This window comes from Klebsiella sp. V115_8 (genome assembly GCF_029967715.1).
Classification (GTDB): Bacteria; Pseudomonadota; Gammaproteobacteria; order Enterobacterales; family Enterobacteriaceae; genus Klebsiella; species Klebsiella quasipneumoniae.
The window spans coordinates 1-19334 of record NZ_JASCAR010000008.1; the positions used below are offsets into that span (position 1 = coordinate 1).

A 19334-nucleotide genomic window follows, 5' to 3' on the forward strand; every position below is an offset into this window, starting at 1 on the left:
CTACGCTTAGCCGGGCTACGACTGGTGCGCTCCATTTATGCCGGATGGCGGCATACATGCCTTATCCGGCCTACGTTTCTGAGGAGGCCTGCGGGATACCCCCCGTAGGCCCGGCAAGCGCAGCGCCGCCGGGCGGTCAGGCGCCGTACCGGCGGTAGTGCCGGATGGCGGCATAAATGCCTTATCCGGCCTACGTTTCTGAGGAGGCCTGCGGGATACCCCCCAGGCCCGGCAGGCGCAGCGCCGCCGGGCGGTCAGGTACCGTACCCGCGGTAGTGCCGGATGGCGGCATAAATGCCTCATCCGGCCTACGTTCCTGAGGAGGCCTGCGGGATACCCCCCCGTAGGCCCGCGCAAGCGCAGCGCCGCCGGGCAGCTGGCCCAGGTTCCCTCAGTTCACCGTCAGGCGCAGGGCAAGATCCTGCGGGTAGGGGTCAAAATAGTTCTGCGCCTGCAGGTAGCGATCCGGATACTCGGCCAGATAGTGCTTAAGCAGCGTCAGCGGCGCGAGGATCGGCAGCAGCCCGGCGCGATAGTTGAGGATCACCTCCCGCAGCTCGCCGCGCTGGCGGCTGTTCAGCTGGTCGCGGAAATAACCCTGAATATGCATCAACACGTTGGTGTGGTTTTTCCGCGAGGCGGGCCGCTTGAGGATCGCCATCAGCTTCTCGCGGTAGACCTCGAAGAAAGCCTCCAGATCCTCCCATTCATGCAGCGAGGCGACGAAGGGGCCGATCTCGCGGTAGCCCGCCTGGTGATGAGCCAGCAGCTGCAGCTTGTAGCGGCTGTGAAAGGCCAGCAGGCCGTGGCGGGTCAGGCCGCGGGCGCGCAGGGCGTTGAGTTCATGCAGGGCGAAGACGCGCTCGACAAAATTCTCCCGCAGCAGCGGATCGTGCAGCCGGCCATCCTCTTCCACCGGCAGCCACGGGTAGCGCGCCATCAGGGCGCCGGTAAACAGCCCCACGCCTTCTTTACGCCCGCGATTGCCTTTTTCATCATACAGCCGCACGCGCTCCATCCCGCAGCTCGGCGATTTGGCGCAGACGATAAAGCCCGACAGCTCGCCCAAGGTTGCCAGATGGGCGTTGGCGAAATCGGCCATCTTCTCCGTCACATCCTCGTGCGGGGCGTGGCTGAAGCGCATGCGGATCTCTCCGACCGGGGTCTGCACCAGCCGGAGCGCCGGGCGGGGAACGGGCAGGCCGATCGCCATCTCCGGGCAGACGGGCTTAAACGCCACCCACTGCGCGAGCTCATCCATCACAAAGCCCATACGCTTATGCCCGCCGTCGAATCGCACGGCTGAGCCGGTTAAACATCCGCTGATCCCAATGACAGGTTGCGTGTTCATGGCGCTGTCCTCTCTTCTGCTGTGGTTCGGGTAAAGAAAAGGGTCACGGTGGCCACCGTAATGCCGAATTTCTTCATCTCGGTTTTGTTAAACAAATGGCTGCCGTCCTGCAGGAACATCCAGTCGTCAAAGTGCAGCAGCCACCGGCTGCCGCTGGCCTCGACGTTCATGCTGTAGCGCCAGTGAAAGGCATTGCCTGCCGCCTGGCCGCTGGCCACGCCTTCGATATCCCCGGCTGTGCCCTGATAACGGTTATCGCCAGTGCGGCGAATGCGCCACACCCGCTGCTGTTTCTCGCCATCGTCATAGACAAAGCGCTCATGGAGCGTCAGGGTGTCGCCGACGACGTCGCCATCGATCGCGACATGGAAGCGGCGCAGCTGTTTGCCGCTGCGATCCTGCACCATCCCCCACGCCTCGGTTCGGCCCTGAAAATAGTGGAAGATGTCGAGGGCGGGCTGCTGCTGCCGGTACTCGGTGACCTCGGTGCTGCAGCCGGCGAGCATCAGCATCAGCAGCGCCAGGCTACGGGTCAGAATGCGTTTCATGGTGTACCTCCGATCAACTGCTGACGCAGTTCGGGATAAGTGGTGCGCGGATCGAGCCAGATGGCGAGAAAGCGGGTGCTGAACGCCGCCGACTGGCGCGGGCCGAGCGGGGTAAAGGCGGTCTGCGCGGCGCTGGCGCGGTACCAGAACTGCCCCTCGCCGCCGCTAACCACGAACGCCAGCTGGCTGCCAGGCGCGACGTCCGGCCAGATCCCCTGCAGCATGCGCAGCCAGGCTTCGCTGCGCGGCTCCTGCTGCAGAATGCCCTGCGCCTGCCACTGGTCGCGGGTGGCCTCCACCAGCGCCTCGCGATCGATGTCGCGCCGGTAGGTGATGATCAGCGCCCGATCCTGCTGCGGGCCGGCATACCGGCCATTGGGCGTGCGCAGCTGTGAGTGATAGACAGTGAACGGCCCCCAGGTGAGGGTCGCCTCGCCGACGCGGCGCCACGTCAGCCAGTCGGCGGCGTGGGCCGCCGGGGCGATGGCGCTCAGCCACAGCAGTAACAGGGCGAATCTCATTTTTGCCTCCCCATCCCCAGATGGAACAACAGCATGAGCACCAGCCAGCCGCAGGCCATGGCGGCCACGGCAAGCGCCGTCGGTACCAGCAGGGTCATGGCTCCGAGGCGAGCGCCGATCAGGTAGGCCACCGGGCCGCCGACGGTGGCCGCCGCGGCCAGCACCCAGCCGGGAAGCGTCGTGGTGCGGGTCAGCCGGGTCCAGACGACGGCGAACATCAGCCACAGGGCCACCATCCACAGGGGCAGCAGGCTGTCGCCGGGAAAATCAATCAGCCCCGCCAGCGCCCAGCAGGCGTCCAGCCCGCAGCCCGCCGCGGCCAACAGCAGAGCGGGCGGACGACTGGCCGCCGGCAACCGCAGCCAGGCGAACAGCGCCAGCGTCAGCCAGATCAGCAGGCCGCGCTCGCGCAACATCACCACCAGCGTCCAGTAAACATCGAACGCGAGGGCCATCAGCAGGTGCTGCGCCGGGCGTGTCATACCCGCTCCGCGGTGAGCTGCACCACGCTGATGGTGCGGGCGTTAAATCCGGCTTCGCAGTAGCCGAAGTAGTAGAGCCACATCCGGCGGAAGCGCTCATCAAAGCCGAGCTTTTCAATATCCTGCCAGGCGTGGGTAAAACGCTGCCGCCAGTGCGCCAGGGTGCGGGCATAGTCCGGGCCCATGTCGAACAGGTTGCGCACCACAAAATCGGTATGGCGGGTCATCAGCTCGCTCATTGCCGTGATGCTGGGCAAAAAGCCGCCCGGGAAGATATAGCGCTGGATAAAATCGACGCTTTTGCTGTAGTCGCGATAGCGCTGATCCTGGATGGTGATCGCCTGCAGGGCCATTCTGCCGCCCGGGCGCAGGCGCGCCTGACAGGTGCGGAAAAAGGCCGGCAGATATCGCTGGCCCACCGCTTCAATCATCTCCACCGACACCAGTTTGTCGTACTCGCCGCGCAGATCGCGGTAGTCGCAGAGCAGCACCTCGACGCGATCCTGCAGCCCGGCGCGGGCCATGCGCTCGGTAGCCCAGCGGTGCTGCTCCCGGGAGAGGGTGGTGGTGGTGACCCGGCAGCCGTAATGGCGGGCGGCGTACTCGGCCAGCGCCCCCCAGCCGGTGCCAATCTCCAGCAGATGATCGCCGGGAGTGAGCGCCAGCTGGTCGCACAGGCGCGCCATCTTGGCCCGCTGGGCCTGGGTCAGATCCTGCTGGTCGTCGGCAAACAGCGCGCTGGAGTAGAGCAGGTCGTCATCCAGAAAGTGGGCATAAAATTCGTTGCCGAGGTCGTAATGGGCGGCGATGTTCTCCCGCGCCTGAGCGCGGGTGTTGCGGCGGGTCCAGTGGCGCAGGCGGGCGACGGGCTTGCCCAGCAGACGAAAGCCGCGCTCCAGACGCCCCAACACCTCGCCGTTGCGCGCAAGGATCTGCAGCAGCGCCGTCAGCTGGTGGCTCTCCCAGTCGCCGTCCATCCAGGCCTCGGCCGCCGCCAGGCTGCCGCCGGTCAGCAGACGCCAGTACACCTCCGGCGTGCAGACCCGCGCCTCGGCGCGCAGCGCGGCGGCGGGGTCGCCAAAATGAAAAGTCTGCGCCCCTTCGCGCACGGTGAGCGAGCCTTCGCGGAGGTCGCTCAACAGACGAAAGAGCAGCCAGCGCGCGAGCCGCACGTTGCGCGGCACATCGGGTTCAAGCGCAAAGACGGGATCGGTCATGAGCGTTCACTCCTGCTGACAGGATGGTTGTACAGCGGCACGCGCTTCAGCCACAGCCGCAGCGCCTGCCAGTAGATGGCGAGGACGGTTTTCAGGGTCATCATCGGCAGACGCAGCAGCAGCCCGCGCAGGTTGGCGCGGGTTAACGGCACGCGGCTCAGGGCCAGCGTGGCGTCGAACACCTTGCTGGCCTGATGGTTTTCAATATGCATGTGCAGCGTTTTGCCGGGCGCGTTGAAGCGCCAGTGATAGACCATGTCCATCGGGTTAAACGGCGAAACGTGAAAGGCTTTCTCCAGCGGGCGCGCCTGCTGGCCGTCCACCGCGTAGTAATGACGCTCATTCCACGGCGTGTTGCGCACTTCGGCCAGCACCCAGCGCAGGGTGTCGGCCTCGTCATAGCAGTAGTAAAAGTTGACCGGATTAAAATGGAAGCCGAAGTAGCGCAGCTGGGTCAGGAGCATCACGCGTCCCGCCGGGCGGCAACCGGTCAGGCTCTCCAGCCGGTTCAGCGCCTGAGCCTTCAGCGGCGCGCCCAGCGGATAATCGGCGTCGTACCAGGCGGCGGCGGCCAGGCGGTTGCGACGGATGCCCGCCTCAGGCAGCCTGTCCAGTTCGTCGAGGTCGAGCCAGGCCATAAACAGGCGGTAGACGAAGTGGTGCGCCTTCGGCTGCAGGCGACGGTGGCGCAGGACGCCCTGATAGAGGCAGCTGTTCATTTCAGTTGCCCTCCGCCGCGGCGATGCCCTGCACCACGTCGAGCGCGCTGCGCACCCCGTCCTCATGAAAGCCGTTGTACCAGTAGGCCCCGCAGTACCAGCTCCGCTGCTGGCCGTTAATCTCGTCGCGCCGCAGCTGGGCCGACCAGCTTTGCGGGTTAAACAGCGGATGCTCATAGACGAAGCGCTGCCAGACGTAGCGATCGTCCACCGGCGCGTCCGGGTTCAGGGTGACGCAGAACAGCGGCGCGCCCGCGGGCAGCCCCTGGAGAATATTCATGTTGTAGGTGACGCAGGCCCGGGCCCGATCCCCATCGCTCAGGCGATAGTTCCAGCTGGCCCAGGCGCGCTGACGCGCCGGCAGCCAGCGCGGATCGCTGTGCAGCACCACCTCGTTGCGCTGCCAGCCGATGTCCCCGAGAACTTCGCGTTCGGCGTCGGTGGGCGCCGCCAGCATCGCCAGCGCCTGCGCGGAGTGGCAGGCGAAGATCACCTGGTCAAATTGCGCCTCCCCGGACGCCAGCCGCAGGGTAACCCCTGTCGAGTGGCGCTCCACCTGCTGCACCGGCGCGTTGAGCCGCAGGTCCAGGCGGTCGCCGAGCCTGGCGAGCAGGGCGCGAACGTATTCCCGGGAACCGCCGGGCACTACGTACCACTGCGGGCGATCGCGAATGTCCAGCAGGCCGTGGTGTTCAAAGAAGCGCAAAAACAGCGGCAGCGGGAAGCGGCGCATCTCCTGCAGCGACGACGACCAGATGGCCGCCCCCATCGGCAGGATATAGTGGCGGGCGAAGAAGGGGCTGAAGCGGTGGCGGGCGAGGAAGCTCTCCAGCGTCGCCCCCGGATCCAGCGCCTCGGTCAGCGCCAGTTTCGCCAGCCGGTTGAAGCGGACGATCTCGCTCAGCAGCCCCCAGAAGGCCGGCTTCAGCAGATTGCGCCGCTGGGCGAAGAGCGAGGTCAGGCTGTGGCCGTTGTACTCCAGGCCGCTGGCCGGGTTGTGGACCGAGAAGCTCATCTGCGTTTTTTGCCCGTCGATCCCCAGCTCGCTGAGCAGGCCCATAAAGCGCGGATAGGTGCGATCGTTGTAGACAATAAATCCGGTATCGATGGCCCAGGTGCCCTGCGGCGTGGCGACATCCACGGTGGCGGTGTGGCCGCCCGGCGCGGCGCCCGCTTCGAACAGCGTCACCTGATGGTGTCCGGCCAGCCGCCAGGCGCAGGTCAGCCCGGCGATGCCGCTGCCGATGATGGCGATGTTCATGAGCGCACCATCCTGCGCAACAGCAGGCGCTGTATACCTGACGGCAGGCTGGCCAGCAGTCGCAGGATCAGGCTGAAGCCGGTGGGGAAGGCGATGTGGTTTTTGCCCTTCGCCAGGCCGTGGCGGATCGCCGCCACCGCCCGATCGACGCTCACCCGGCCGGGCATGGCAAAGTCGTTTTTGCGCGTCAGCGGGGTGTCGACGAAGCCCGGAGAGACCACCGTGACGGCGACCCCTTTCGGCTCCCAGTCCAGACGCAGGCTATTGGCAAACCAGGTCAGCGCCGCCTTAGAGGCGCCATAGGCTTCCGCGCGCGGGAAGGGCAGCCAGTGCGCCATGGAGCTGACCAGCACCACCCGATCGCCTGCTTCCAGCTGCGTCTGCAGCGCCGCCAGGCAGTTCACCGGCCCGAGGAAGTTGGTGGCCATCACCCGCTCCACGAGGGCGGCATCCACCTGCCCGTGGTCGAGGTATTCGCAGGTGCCGGCGCAGAGAATGATCAGGTCGGCAAAACAGCCCGTCAGCGCCTGGCGACAGGCGTCCCTGTCTGTCATATCGAACAGGCGCGCGCTGATGTTGGGGCTGAACTGCTGCAGCGCCGTCAGGCGCGAAGCATCGCGCCCGCAGGCGATGACCAGGTGGCCATCCGCCGCGAAGGATTTCGCCAGGCCGGCGCCGATCCCGGAGCTGGCGCCGGTGATAAGCACCGTCATCATGAGCGCACCCTCCGTTTCACGCCGCGTACCGCCCAGCCCAGCAGGGGAAGGTGCTCGTAGATCATCTCCCCGGCGTCGTAGTAGTCGCGCTGGTGGAGAACCTGCTCCCCGGCGATGTCCACCACCGAGCAGCCCGGCAGGGCCAGGGTTTCTCCGCCGGCAATACGCGGATGCGACCAGTGCATGGTCCAGGTTACGGCGAACCGCTGACCGTCGCAGAGCGGCGCGTCGATGGTGAACCGGCACTGCTCCACGTTGGCCAGCAGATGGGTAAAGTAGCGCTGGATGGCAAACAGTCCCTGGTGCTGACCAAAAGGATCGCTCAGCGTCGCGTCCGGATGGTACAGCGCGGCCAGCGCCGTGGGCGGCTGCGCATCCAGCCCGGCGTAGTACTCAACGAAACGACGAATGACGGACGGCGTGGTGCTCATGGATCACATCCTGGCTAAACACGGTGGCGTAATGGCATACTTAAAACTTACACAAATAAAATTATTTGTCCAAGTTTGTGGAAAAATATATTTTATTTATGTTTAAAATCATGTTGTTATGATTAGTGTTTTAAAGGGTGAAAATCGCGGGTTGCACGAAGGGCAAACGTGCGCCCGCCGCGCCGCCGGGCGCAGGCGGAACAGAGAGTGGGGGGAAGTGAAAACCGGGGGTTAGAGCGGGATCACCTCGAGGGAGACGACCTGCTGCTGCCAGAGTTCGACCTGCCTCTGACGAGCGGCGGAGAGTTTGCCGCTGGTGACCAGCAGCCAGTTGCGCTGGGGGAAAATCTCCGGCGCCAGCGCGGCGGGAGGCACCGGCAGGACGTCGATGCGATGGCCCTGGCCGGTGCGTTTGAGCGCTTCAAGCCAGATTTCGCAGGCGTCGGTCAGGTGCCAGCCGGTGATCAGAAAGTTGTCCCCGGGCGCCTTCTTGTCGCCTTCGAGGCAAAACGAGGTGTAGGCGATGATGATGCCGTCGAGGATTTCGCGCAGGGTCATGATGGCCGGCACGTTGGCGGAGACCTGGCTGCGCAGCGGACGCAGCACCTCGGTCACCAGCTCCTGGCGCGGATATTCGCGGCCGGCATCGTAGATCAGCTGGCGCAGGGACTCGATTTTTCCCTCTTTCAGCCGCTGCAGCATGGTCTCCTGCAGCGTCAGCCAGTTGTTGGTGCGCCGCGCGCCGGGGCGCGACAGCAGGGGCTTCACCTGGCTGACCGGCACCCCTTTTTTCACCCAGTCGAGGATTTTAAGCGCCTGCTGGACGTCGTCATCGCTGTACAGACGGTGTCCACCATCGGTGCGTAGCGGCTTGAGCAGGCCATAGCGGCGCTGCCAGGCGCGAAGCGTGGTCGCATTTATCCCGCAAAGTCGGGCAAATTCGCCGATGGAGTAAGGCATGGAGGCCACCTGTTAACAAAGAATATTCTCAATATACTACGAATCACGTCGGCTGGCGTGAAGTGTAGCGGCTTTGCACTACACTTTCCCCAACCGCGTAAATGAAAGGAGTTCTCATGAAGCTATGGCCTGTTGTCACTGGCGTCGCTATCGCGTTGACCCTGGTGGCCTGCAAATCGCCCACCCCGCCGAAGGGCGTTCAGCCGATTAGCGGGTTTGACGCCAGCCGTTACCTCGGGAAATGGTATGAGGTCGCCCGCCTGGAGAATCGCTTCGAGCGAGGTCTGGAGCAGGTGACCGCCACCTACGGGGCCCGCAGCGACGGGGGGATCAGCGTCGTCAATCGCGGTTATGACCCGGTCAAAAAACGCTGGAATGAGAGCGACGGGAAAGCCTATTTCACCGGCGCCCCCACCACCGCGGCGCTGAAGGTGTCGTTCTTCGGGCCGTTCTACGGCGGCTATAACGTGATCCGTCTGGACGACGACTACCAGTATGCGCTGGTCAGCGGCCCCAACCGCGACTATCTGTGGATCCTGTCGCGCACCCCCACCATTCCGGCGGCGGTGAAGCAGGATTACCTGAATACCGCGCGCGAACTGGGCTTTGACGTCGATCGACTGGTGTGGATCCGCCAGACGCCGCGCTAGCCTCGCCCCTTAGCGACTGAGCATGCCAGAGTAAACCGCATACAGCCCGGCCAGCGCCGCCACGTTCAGCGCCACGCTGATGAAAAACCACGTCCGGAAGGGCTGCTTTTGCGTTTTATGGCGAAAACACTGCTGGCCGAGGATCGCCCCCGGCCAGCCTCCCGCCAGGCCGAGCACCAGCAGCGTGGTTTCCGGCACCCGTCGCCAGGCTTTGCGCGCCGCCAGCTTGTCGGCGCCATAGATAAGCCATGTCAGAAGGCTGCTCAGTAAAAACCACATCGCCAGCGGGTAGGGGAGCAGGGCGCTGCCCACAGCGGTGAGCAGCAGCAGGGAATAACATACCAGGTTCAGATTCATAGGGACGTTCACGCCGGCCAGAAGAATGGCGCCACTATAGCCAATTTCCCGGACCGGCGTAAACGCGGTGGGCTAGCGGCCGCGCTTGTCCCGATGCCGGGACAGCCACATCAGCTTATACGCCGCCGGAATAATAAACAGCGACAGCAGCGGGGCGGTGATCATTCCGCCAATCATCGGCGCGGCGATGCGGCTCATCACCTCCGACCCGGCGCCGGTGCCCCACAAAATCGGCAGCAGGCCGGCGATAATCACCGCCACGGTCATCGCCTTCGGCCTCACGCGCAGTACTGCCCCCTGATACAGCGCCTCGTCGAGCTTCCCGGCGCTGAAGGTCTGCGGGTTCTCCAGCGCCGGCTCCGCCTCGATGGCGTGGCGCAGGTACATCAGCATCACCACGCCAAACTCCGCGGCCACGCCGGCCAGGGCGATAAAGCCGGTGCCGGTGGCCACCGACAGATGGAAGCCCATCCAGTAGAGGAACCAGATCCCGCCCACAAGGGCGAAGGGCACGCTGGCGATGATCAGCAGCGCCTCGCCGACGCGGCGGAAGGCCAGGTACAGCAGCACAAAGATAATCATCAGCGTCATCGGCACCATCAGCTTCAGCTTCTGATTGGCGCGCTCCAGCAGCTCAAACTGCCCGGAATACGACACGCTGATGCCCGGCTTCAGCTTCACCTCCTTGCCGATGGCCTGCTGCAGATCGTGCACCACTGACACCATGTCGCGGTCGCGGGCGTCGATGTAGATCCAGCTGGTGGGGCGGGCGTTCTCGGTCTTCAGCATCGATGGCCCGCTGACCACCTTCACCTCGGCGACGTCGCCGAGGACGATCTGCTGCTTCAGCGGGGTGAGGATCGGCAGCTGGCGCAGGGTCTGCGGGCTATCGCGGTAGCTCTGCGGATAGCGGATGTTGATCGGATAGCGCTCGACCCCCTCCACCGTTTCGCCGACCATCGCCCCGCCGATAGCGGACGAGACGAACAGCTGCACGTCGCCGACGGTCATCCCGTAGCGGGCCGCCTTCTCACGCTGAATATCAATGTCGAGGTAGCGCCCGCCCACCAGCCGCTCGGCTAACGCCGAGGTCACGCCCGGCACGCTGCGCGCCACCCCCTCAATTTGCCCGGCGATGGCGTCGATATCGGCCAGGTTAGTGCCGGAAACTTTAATGCCGATCGGGCTCTTGATGCCGGTGGAGAGCATGTCGATGCGGTTGCGGATCGGCGGCACCCACAGGTTCGCCAGCCCCGGCAGGCGCACGGTCTTGTCCAGTTCGTCGACGATCTTCTCCATGGTCATCCCCGGCCGCCATTGATCCTGCGGTTTGAGCTGAATGGTGGTCTCCACCATCTCCAGCGGCGCTGAGTCGGTAGCGGTGTCTGCCTTACCCGTTTTGCCGAACACCCGCGCCACCTCCGGCACCGTCATGATCAGCTTGTCGGTCTTCTGCAGCATATCCGCCGCCTGCGAGGCGGAGATCCCGGGCAGCGTTGACGGCATATACAGCAGATCGCCCTCGTTGATCTGCGGCAGAAACTCGCCGCCGACCCGGTTAAGCGGCCAGACAACCGTCAGGATCGACAGGAGCGCGATCAGCAGGGTGGTCTTCGGCCAGTGCAGGACCTTCAGCAGCAGCGGATGGTAAATGCGGATCAAAAAGCGGTTCAGCGGGTTGCTGCTCTCCGCCGGGATCTTGCCGCGGATCCAGAAGCCCATCAGGATCGGGATCACCATGATCGCCAGCAGCGCCGCTCCGGCCATCGACCAGGTTTTGGTGAAGGCCAGCGGACCGAACAGTTTGCCCTCCTGGCCTTCGAGGGTGAAAATGGGGATAAACGACAGGGTGATGATCAGCAGGCTGATAAACAGCGCCGGGCCAACCTCCACCGAGGCATCGGTAATGATTTTCCAGCGCCTGTCGTTGCCGAGCTTCTCTCCCGGATGCTGATGCGTCCACTCCTCCAGCCGCTTGTGGGCGTTCTCAATCATCACGATGGCGGCATCGACCATCGCCCCCACCGCAATGGCGATCCCGCCCAGCGACATGATGTTGGCGTTGAGCCCCTGGAAATGCATCATGATAAAGGCGAAGCACAGGCCGAGCGGCAGGGAGATAATCGCCACCAGCGCCGAGCGCACGTGCCACAGGAACAGGGCGCAGACCAGGGCGACGACGATAAACTCTTCCAGCAGCTTGTGGCTGAGGTTATCGATGGCGCGGTCGATAAGCTGACTGCGGTCGTAGGTGGTGACCACTTCAACCCCTTCCGGCAGGCTGCTTTGCAGCGACGCCAGTTTTTCTTTGACCGCCGAGATCGCTTCCCGGGCGTTCTTGCCGGAGCGCAGGATCACCACGCCGCCGGCCACTTCGCCTTCGCCGTTCAGTTCGGCAATGCCGCGGCGCATCTCCGGGCCGACCTGCACCCGCGCGACGTCGCCGAGATAGACCGGCACGCCGTTATCGCCGGTTTTCAGTACAATGTTTTTGAAGTCGTCGAGGGTCTGCAGATAGCCGCTGGCGCGCACCATATATTCGGCTTCCGCCAGTTCGACCGAAGCGCCGCCCGCCTCCTGGTTAGAGGCGTCCAGCGCCGATTTCACCTCGCCGAGGCTGATGCCGTACTGGGTCAGCTTCATCGGGTCGACAACTATCTGGTACTCCTTGACCACGCCGCCCACCGACGCCACTTCCGAGACGTTAGGAATGGTTTTCAGCTCATATTTTAAGAACCAGTCCTGCAGGGAGCGCAGTTCGGCGAGATCGTGCTTGCCGCTGCGGTCGACCAGCGCGTACTCGAAGACCCAGCCGACGCCGGTGGCGTCCGGGCCCATTTCGGCGCTGACTCCGGCGGGCAGTTTGCCCTGCACCTGGTTGAGATACTCCAGCACCCGCGAGCGCGCCCAGTAAGGGTCGGTGCCGTCTTCAAAAATCACATACACATAAGAGTCGCCAAACTGCGAGAAGCCGCGCACCGTTCTGGCGCCGGGCACCGACAGCATGGTGGTGGTTAGCGGCCAGGTGACCTGGTTTTCGACAATCTGCGGCGCCTGCCCCGGATAGCTGGTTTTGACGATCACTTGTACGTCGGAGAGATCCGGCAGGGCGTCCACCGGGGTGTGGACGATGGTCCAGGTCCCCCAGAGGCTGAGAAACAGCGCGCCCATCATCACCAGGAAGCGGTTGGCCACCGAGCGGCGGATAATCCATTCAATCATTGTTCCGTTCCTCAGTGCGCGTGGGCGGCAGCGGCATCAGGGGCCTGCGCGCGCATGCGCTCCAGCGCGCCGGCGATATTGGCTTCCGAGTCGATCAGGAACAGGCCGCTGGCGACCACCTTCTCGCCCTCCTTCAGCCCGCTGCGAATGGCCGTGACGCCATTGGATTCATGGAAAACCTGGACCTGCTTCGGCACGAAGCGGCCCTCGTTATCCATGGTGATCACCCGCTGCTCGCTGCCGCTGTCGATCAGCGCTTTGGAGGGGATCAGCAGCATCGGTTCGCTGTCACTGGTCAGCTGCAGATAGGCGTTCATCCCCGGCTTCAGCGCTTCATCCGGGTTGTTCACCTGCAGGCGCAGCTGCAGGGTGCGGGTGGCGCTATCGACGCTGGGGAGAATCGTCCATTTGCTGATGCGGAAGGTTTTGTCCGGCCAGGCGGGAACCTGAATGCGGAACTGCGAGGCGTCTTTAATCAGCCAGGCGATGGACTCGGGGACCGCCACGCTGACCCACACCGGGTCCATGCCCTGAATTTTCGCCACCACGTTATCTTTGGCGATGTTCATTCCGGCGCGCAGATCGAAGGCGGTGATCACCCCGTCGATGGGCGCCTTGAGGGTGAAGCGGGTCTGGATCTTGCGCGTGGCTTTCAGGCGGCGGATATCGTCGTCCGGCATTCCGGCGAGACGCAGCCGCTCGAGGATCCCCTCGACCTGGGTGGCGGTGCCGCCGGTCTCCTGCAATAGCAGGTATTCGCTCTGCGCTTCCACCCAGTCCGGGATGGTCAGTTCCAGCAGCGGCGTACCTTGTTGCACTTTGTCGCCGACGGTCAGGGGATAGACTTTATTGATAAAACCCGCCGCCCGCGCCTGCATAATCACGTACTGGTACTCGTTGTAGCTGATGTTGGCCGGGAAGGTCTGGGCGTAGCGCAGCGGCCCGCGGGTGACGGCGGCGGTTTTCACCCCGAGATTCTGGGTCTGCGTCGGGTCGATACGCACCCCCGGCGCACCGGCGGCGGCACTCTCTTCATCGGCGTATTTCGGCACCAGGTCCATATCCATAAACGGCGATTTACCCGGTTTATCAAAGCGGGTGTTCGGGTACATCGGGTCGTACCAGAACAGCACTTTTCGCTGCTGCTCGGCCGCCGGGGCGGCGGCGGTAGCGTCGAGGGGCGGCGCCATCCGGGTATACAGCGCTGCGGTGAGCGCGCCGCCGATCGCCATGCTGCCGAGGATCAGCGCCGTGTTTTTCAGTGTCAGGGATGCCATGTGTCGTCCATTCAGTTGTTGAGGAGCCTACCGTCGCCGGGCCATTAGTGGGCGCGGATATCCTGTAACAGCGACAGATTGCCCTGCTGAACGAAGATGAAGTCCACGCTGTCGCCGTCCTTCACATTGTTGAGCTGGGTCTGCGGGGTGATGGTGAAGCGCATGGTCATCGGCGGCCAGTTCACCGCCGGGATGGCTTCGTGGGCAATGGTGATTTTTTTGCTATCCATATCAATGGCTTTAATGACCCCTTTGCCGCTGATGCTTTGCGTCTGCGCGGCGGCGGGCTGTTCGTGCATCGCCATGCCGGCGTGCGGGTCGGCGGCCTGGGCGGCGAACACCGCGCCAGAAATCAGAGTGAACAGGGCGACTTTAGACAGTGAATTCATAATCAAGACTCCTCGGGTTATTCCATCCAGCCGCCGCCGAGGGCGGTGAACAGGGTGATTTCATTTGCCTGACGGGAATAGTTGAGTTCCAGCAGGGTTTGTCGGGTGGTGAAAATGTCGCGCTGGGCGCTCAGCACTTCGATGTAGCTGACCGCGCCGTGGCGATAGAGCGCGGTGGCGCGCTGCAGGGTGATATTGAGTGAAGCGAGATAGCGCTCCTGGGCGGCGATCTGATCGGCCAGGCTTTGGCGCAGGGCCAGCGCGTCGGCCACTTCCTTAAAAGCGGACTGAATTTTTTGCTCGTAGTTGACCACCTGCTGCTGCTGGCGGATCTCCGCCAGATCGAGGTTGGCCTGATTGCGCCCGGCGTTGAAAATCGGAATGTCGATTTTGGGGATGAAGTTCCACATCGCGCTGCCGGCGTTAAACAGGCTGGCGAGCTCGCTGCTGCTGCCGGAGAGCGAGCTGGTCAGGGTGATCGACGGGAAGAAGGCCGCCCGCGCGGCGCCGATGTTGGCGTTGGCCGCCCGCAGGCTGTGTTCGGCCTCTAAAATATCCGGCCGCTGCAGCAGGATCGCTGAAGAGAGCGACGGCGGCAGGGTTACGCCTTGCAGGTCGACGGCGCTGCTGGCGCTATCGTCCGGCAGATGTTGATAACTACCGAGCAACAGCTGCAGAGCGTTATTAGCCTGCGCCAGCTGGCCCTGCCGCCTGGCGATCTCGGCGCGGGTGCTCTCGATCATCCCCCGCGCCTGCTCCAGCGCCAGGACGGTGGTGCTGCCGGTCAGCAGCTGTTTTTCAACGAACCCGTAAGACTGCTGATAGTTTTGCAGGGTGTCGTTGGCCACCTGCAGCTGCGCTGCCGCCAGCCGCTGGTTGAAGTAGCTTTGTGAAACGTTAGCAATCAGCAGGATATGCACTGCGCGCCGTGCCTCTTCGCTGGCGAAGAAGTTCTCCCGGTCGGCCTCGCTGAGGTTTTTCAGCCGGCCAAAGAAGTCGAGGTCATAGTTGAGATTCAGCCCGGCGGCGTAATCGCTGCTGGTGGTGGTGTCGCCTTTAAGCTTGCCGCCGTAGGTGGTGCTGCCGTCACCGTTCAATTGCGGGTAGCGGTCGGCATCGGTCACCCGATACTGGGCGCGGGCTTCCTGCACTTTCAGCGTCGCCATCCGCAGATCGCGGTTGTTGGTCAGCGCGGTGCCTATCAGGCTTTTCACCTGCGGGTCGACGAAAAAGGTTCGCCAGCCGGTCTCCTGATAGCTCGCGGTTGCGGGAACCAGCTTGTTCTGGCTGAGAGAGAACTGCTGCGGTACCGGCGCGGCGGGGCGCTGGTAGTCCGGAGCGAGCGAGACACAGCCGGTTAAGGCGAGTATCACGCTGAGGGTAAGAAGCGTTATTGGGCGCATGGCGGCAGACGTTTTCGACGATTTATCCATGGCGGCTACTTTACGTAGCGGCCTCTGTTCAGGACGTGACAGGAAAATGACAAAGCTGTCATTTTCCTGATATTTCATTGCTATCCGGAGGCGCTCCTCTAAAATTGAATACCCGCACAGAACGCGCGTGAAGGAGCCGGCGGTGAAGATATTGATTGTCGAAGATGAGAAGAAAACCGGGGAGTACCTGACCAAAGGGCTCACCGAGGCTGGCTTCGTCGTCGACCTGGCCGATAACGGCCTTAACGGCTATCACCTGGCGATGACCGGCGACTATGATCTGCTGATCCTCGACATCATGCTGCCGGACGTGAACGGCTGGGATATCGTGCGCATGCTGCGCGCCGCCGGGAAAGGCATGCCGATCCTGCTGCTTACCGCGTTAGGCACCATTGAGCATCGGGTGAAGGGGCTGGAGCTGGGCGCCGACGACTATCTGGTGAAGCCGTTCGCCTTTGCGGAACTGCTGGCGCGGGTGCGGACGCTGCTGCGTCGCGGGGCGGCGGTCATTGTCGAAAGCCAGTTTCAGGCGGCGGATCTCAGCGTCGATCTGGTCAGCCGTAAGGTGACGCGCGGCGCCACCCGCATCACCCTGACCAGCAAGGAGTTCACTCTGCTGGAGTTCTTCCTGCGCCATCAGGGCGAAGTGCTGCCGCGTTCGCTGATTGCCTCGCAGGTGTGGGATATGAATTTCGACAGCGATACCAACGCGATAGATGTGGCGGTGAAGCGGCTGCGCGCCAAAATCGATAACGACTTTGAGCCGAAGCTGATCCAGACTGTGCGCGGCGTCGGCTATATGCTTGAGGTGCCGGATGGTCGCTAAGCGCCCCTTTTCCCTGGCTACCCGGCTGAGTTTCTTTATTAGCCTCGCCACCATCATCGCCTTCTTTGCCTTTACCTGGATCATGATCCATTCGGTGAAGGCGCATTTTGAAGAGCGCGACGTTCACGATCTCAGGCAGCTCAGCACCACCCTGGAGACGGTCCTCGACCACGCTGACTACCCGCAGGCGCGGCGGCTGGAGATCGTGAAGAATATCATTGCGGGCTACGCCAACGTCTTTATCTGCCTGGACGATGGGCAGGGCAATATTCTGTTCCAGTCGCCCAACGGGCCGGATCTCAGCCATATGCTGAGTACGCCAGGCCTGGCGATGCAGCTCCGCGACGGGAATGTGATTTCATGGACCGACCCGCAGCCGCGGGCAATGGCGCACGATAATCATCAAATGGAGACCCGTGCCTGGCGGCTGATCATGCTGCCGCTGGGCAAGCAGGCGGATGGCAAGCCGGCGTACCATCTGCTGATGGCCTTATCCATCGATTTTCACCTGCACTATATTAATGAGCTGAAAGCGAAGCTGATTTCCGCCGCGTCGATAATCAGCCTGCTGATCATCGCCATCGTGCTGTTTGTGGTCTATCAGGGGCATAAGCCTATCCGCCAGATCAGCCGGCAGATCCAGAATATTACCTCGCGGGATCTCGACGTGCGCCTCGACCCGCAGGCGGTGCCTATCGAACTGGAGCGGCTGGCGCTGTCCTTTAACCATATGCTGGAGCGAATGGAGGATGTCTTTACCCGCCAGTCGAACTTCTCCGCCGATATCGCCCATGAGATCCGCACGCCGATCACCAACCTGGTGACGCAAACCGAAATCGCCTTAAGCCAGAGCCGCAGCCAGCCGGAGCTGGAAGAGGTGCTCTACTCCAATCTTGAAGAGTTCTCGCGCATGTCGCGGATGGTCAGCGATATGCTGTTCCTCGCCCAGGCCGATAACAATCAGCTGATCCCCGAACAGCGGGAACTGGATCTGGCTGAGGAAGTGCATAAGGTGTTTGAGTTTTTCGAGGCGTGGGCGGAAGAGAAGGCGGTAGCGCTGCGCTTTGACGGCAGCCCCTGCCGGGTGACGGGCGATCCGTTGATGCTGCGGCGGGCGATTAGCAACTTGCTGTCGAACGCGATCCGCTACACCCCGGCTGGCCAGGCGGTGACGATCGCGCTGAGCGAAAGCGCGGAGACGATCCGCCTGGTGGTGGAGAACCCCGGTACGCCGATTGCCGCCGAACATCTGCCGCGGCTGTTTGACCGTTTCTATCGCGTCGACCCCTCGCGCCAGCGCAAAGGGGAGGGCAGCGGCATCGGCCTGGCGATTGTGAAATCCATCGTCAGCGCTCACCACGGCAGCGTGGCGGCGCAGTCCGATCTGCGCTCGACGCGGTTTATTGTGGTGCTGCCGAAACAGGCGCAATAACGGCTGATAGCCAGCGGGCAGCGCCAGGCGGCTGCCCGTAATCCTACCGCGGCTTACTCTTCGAAGTACCAGTAGCCTTGATTAATCAGGCGCGTCAGTTCGCTCACAAACGCCGGGTTTTGCAGGCCGCTGCCGAGCTCCTCCTGGCCTAATGAGGTATAGCGGCATAATGCATCCAGCGCTTCGGCATCGGTGGTGTCCAGCTGTTCGCTATGCACGAAGAAGCTGTCGCCAATATGCAGAACGCGCAGGCCGCTCAGGCGAGAAAGTTTTTCGCCGCCCAGCAGCGCATCGACGACTTCCTCTTCTTCATACGGTGGTTCCGCCGGCGCAATATCCAGCTCGTGACGCGGGGTGGTGACGAAACTGCCGAACCACTGCTTGAAGTCTTCCGGCTGGCGAATCATGTCGATCATCATGCCGCGCAGACGTTCGAGTTCATACTCTTCAACCCGGCCCGGATGCTCGCGGCAGGTGAGGTCCGGATCGCTGTAGTGCTCGCCGCCGAGATCGTTCTCCAGCACATAGTCGGCGAAGCTGCTGATCAGGTCGCGCCCGTTGGGCCCGCGGAAACCCACGGAGTAGTTCAGCGCGGTTTCATGGGTGATACCATCGTGCGGGAATCCCGGCGGAATATAGAGGATATCGCCCGGCTGCAGATCCTCATCAATAATCGGCGGGAACGGGTCGACGTGCAGCAGCGCGGGATGCGGGCAGAACTGACGCATCGGCAGCTTATCGCCCACGCGCCAGCGGCGGCTGCCCATGCCCTGAATAATAAAGACGTCATACTGATCGATATGCGGCCCGACGCCGCCGCCGGGGACGGAGAAGGAGATCATCAGGTCGTCCAGACGCCAGTCCGGCAGTACGCGGAACGGTCGCACCAGCTCGGCGGCCGGCATATGCCAGTGGTTTACCGCCTGGGCCAGCAGCGACCAGCCGGTCTCGCCCAGGCCATCGAAATGTTCAAAAGGTCCATTGCTGGCCTGCCATTTACCGTTGGCCAGACTGACCAGCCGGCTGTCGACTTCCGGCTCCATGGCTAACCCGGCCAGCTCGTCCGGGGTAATCGGGTCGACGAAGTCCGGAAACGCGTTTTTTAAAACCACCGGCTGCTTTTGCCAGTATTTCTCTAAAAACTCGGGCCAGTTAATGTTGAGTTGATAAGCCATCGATTATTACCAGTAAGAAGAAACGGGCCTGATTATAGAAACGGGGGCTGGGCGGGCGCTTTGTCGTGGGTCAAGAGTGGCGCTTAATTCACCATCGGCGCGATAATGGCGTTGGGTAAGAGAGAAAAATCACATTTTTGCCAAAAACCGATTTTCGAGTTAACTACGCTGCAGGCCGCATGAACACTGGGATGGCGGCTTTAATGGTAGGAAGAGGAATAAGCGAAAAGTTCAAATAATGAGCGGTCGATAAGATTTTTCTATTTTAACCCTTGCTACTTCCGGCGAACTCCCTATAATGCGCTCCCACTGACACGGCAGATGTGAATCACTTCACACAAACAGCCGGTTCGGTTGAAGAGAAAAA

19 protein-coding genes are annotated in these 19334 nt (G+C 62.9%); 3 read left to right on the forward strand and 16 right to left on the reverse strand.

All coding sequences use genetic code 11. The features are described from left to right. Positions 1-391 precede the first annotated feature (391 nt). The 10 genes from QLG03_RS05660 to QLG03_RS05705 form a co-directional block, all read right to left on the reverse strand. Complete coding sequence (locus QLG03_RS05660; RefSeq protein ID WP_004206730.1) at positions 392-1351, reverse strand: DUF523 and DUF1722 domain-containing protein; 960 nt, start codon at positions 1349-1351, stop codon at positions 392-394. Next, positions 1348-1899, reverse strand: a complete 552-nt coding sequence (locus tag QLG03_RS05665) for a DUF3833 domain-containing protein (RefSeq protein WP_044525254.1) — start codon at positions 1897-1899, stop codon at positions 1348-1350. The genes QLG03_RS05660 and QLG03_RS05665 overlap by 4 nt, the downstream gene beginning before the upstream one ends. Continuing rightward, entirely contained in the window at positions 1896-2420 is a 525-nt protein-coding gene (locus QLG03_RS05670; protein WP_255989805.1) for a hypothetical protein, read from the reverse strand. The genes QLG03_RS05665 and QLG03_RS05670 overlap by 4 nt, the downstream gene beginning before the upstream one ends. Continuing rightward, on the reverse strand, positions 2417-2902 hold the full coding sequence (locus tag QLG03_RS05675; protein WP_023291806.1) for a DUF2878 domain-containing protein: 486 nt from the start codon (positions 2900-2902) through the stop codon (positions 2417-2419). The genes QLG03_RS05670 and QLG03_RS05675 overlap by 4 nt, the downstream gene beginning before the upstream one ends. After that, a complete protein-coding gene (locus tag QLG03_RS05680; protein WP_101991005.1) occupies positions 2899-4119 on the reverse strand; it encodes a cyclopropane-fatty-acyl-phospholipid synthase family protein in 1221 nt (406 codons plus the stop codon). The genes QLG03_RS05675 and QLG03_RS05680 overlap by 4 nt, the downstream gene beginning before the upstream one ends. After that, positions 4116-4838 (reverse strand): DUF1365 domain-containing protein, encoded by a 723-nt coding sequence (locus QLG03_RS05685; RefSeq protein ID WP_004888758.1) that lies wholly within the window; start codon positions 4836-4838, stop codon positions 4116-4118. Before QLG03_RS05685 ends, QLG03_RS05680 begins: the two co-directional genes overlap by 4 nt. A gap of 1 nt (position 4839) precedes the next feature. Further along, positions 4840-6099 (reverse strand): FAD-dependent oxidoreductase, encoded by a 1260-nt coding sequence (locus QLG03_RS05690; RefSeq protein ID WP_255989809.1) that lies wholly within the window; start codon positions 6097-6099, stop codon positions 4840-4842. Then, complete coding sequence (locus QLG03_RS05695) at positions 6096-6815, reverse strand: SDR family NAD(P)-dependent oxidoreductase (protein ID WP_180264194.1); 720 nt, start codon at positions 6813-6815, stop codon at positions 6096-6098. The genes QLG03_RS05690 and QLG03_RS05695 overlap by 4 nt, the downstream gene beginning before the upstream one ends. Next, positions 6812-7246 carry a nuclear transport factor 2 family protein gene (locus tag QLG03_RS05700; protein WP_023291810.1) on the reverse strand — a complete coding sequence of 145 codons (435 nt, stop codon included), beginning with the start codon at positions 7244-7246 and terminating at the stop codon, positions 6812-6814. Before QLG03_RS05700 ends, QLG03_RS05695 begins: the two co-directional genes overlap by 4 nt. Before the next feature lie 231 nt (positions 7247-7477). After that, a complete protein-coding gene (locus QLG03_RS05705) occupies positions 7478-8206 on the reverse strand; it encodes a MerR family transcriptional regulator (RefSeq protein ID WP_002887258.1) in 729 nt (242 codons plus the stop codon). A gap of 116 nt (positions 8207-8322) precedes the next feature. Here QLG03_RS05705 and QLG03_RS05710 point away from each other — a divergent pair, with 116 nt between their 5' ends. After that, positions 8323-8856 carry a lipocalin family protein gene (locus tag QLG03_RS05710; protein ID WP_002887259.1) on the forward strand — a complete coding sequence of 178 codons (534 nt, stop codon included), beginning with the start codon at positions 8323-8325 and terminating at the stop codon, positions 8854-8856. 9 nt (positions 8857-8865) lie between these two features. Here QLG03_RS05710 and QLG03_RS05715 read toward each other — a convergent pair whose 3' ends face one another. The 5 genes from QLG03_RS05715 to QLG03_RS05735 form a co-directional block, all read right to left on the reverse strand. Beyond that, positions 8866-9213 carry a DUF1294 domain-containing protein gene (locus QLG03_RS05715; protein WP_032454727.1) on the reverse strand — a complete coding sequence of 116 codons (348 nt, stop codon included), beginning with the start codon at positions 9211-9213 and terminating at the stop codon, positions 8866-8868. A 72-nt stretch (positions 9214-9285) separates the two neighbouring features. Further along, on the reverse strand, positions 9286-12435 hold the full coding sequence (locus tag QLG03_RS05720) for a CusA/CzcA family heavy metal efflux RND transporter (protein ID WP_255989811.1): 3150 nt from the start codon (positions 12433-12435) through the stop codon (positions 9286-9288). An 11-nt stretch (positions 12436-12446) separates the two neighbouring features. After that, positions 12447-13712 carry an efflux RND transporter periplasmic adaptor subunit gene (locus QLG03_RS05725; protein WP_064155846.1) on the reverse strand — a complete coding sequence of 422 codons (1266 nt, stop codon included), beginning with the start codon at positions 13710-13712 and terminating at the stop codon, positions 12447-12449. 44 nt (positions 13713-13756) lie between these two features. Next, the gene (cusF, locus tag QLG03_RS05730) at positions 13757-14101 is read right to left on the reverse strand and encodes a cation efflux system protein CusF (protein ID WP_282473608.1); all 345 of its coding nucleotides are present in this window, start codon (positions 14099-14101) and stop codon (positions 13757-13759) included. Positions 14102-14118: 17 nt separating this feature from the next. Beyond that, positions 14119-15504 carry an efflux transporter outer membrane subunit gene (locus tag QLG03_RS05735; protein ID WP_255989815.1) on the reverse strand — a complete coding sequence of 462 codons (1386 nt, stop codon included), beginning with the start codon at positions 15502-15504 and terminating at the stop codon, positions 14119-14121. A 172-nt stretch (positions 15505-15676) separates the two neighbouring features. On the opposite strand from QLG03_RS05735, the gene cusR reads away from it, so the two are divergent. Together cusR and QLG03_RS05745 are read left to right on the forward strand one after the other, a co-directional pair. Further along, a complete protein-coding gene (gene cusR / locus QLG03_RS05740; protein ID WP_004206716.1) occupies positions 15677-16360 on the forward strand; it encodes a copper response regulator transcription factor CusR in 684 nt (227 codons plus the stop codon). Further along, positions 16350-17792: a Cu(+)/Ag(+) sensor histidine kinase gene (locus tag QLG03_RS05745; protein ID WP_023291816.1), complete on the forward strand. Its 1443-nt coding sequence runs from the start codon at positions 16350-16352 to the stop codon at positions 17790-17792. The genes cusR and QLG03_RS05745 overlap by 11 nt, the downstream gene beginning before the upstream one ends. A gap of 53 nt (positions 17793-17845) precedes the next feature. Here QLG03_RS05745 and QLG03_RS05750 read toward each other — a convergent pair whose 3' ends face one another. After that, a complete protein-coding gene (locus QLG03_RS05750; protein WP_023291817.1) occupies positions 17846-18967 on the reverse strand; it encodes a cupin domain-containing protein in 1122 nt (373 codons plus the stop codon). Between the last annotated feature and the right edge of the window lie 367 nt (positions 18968-19334).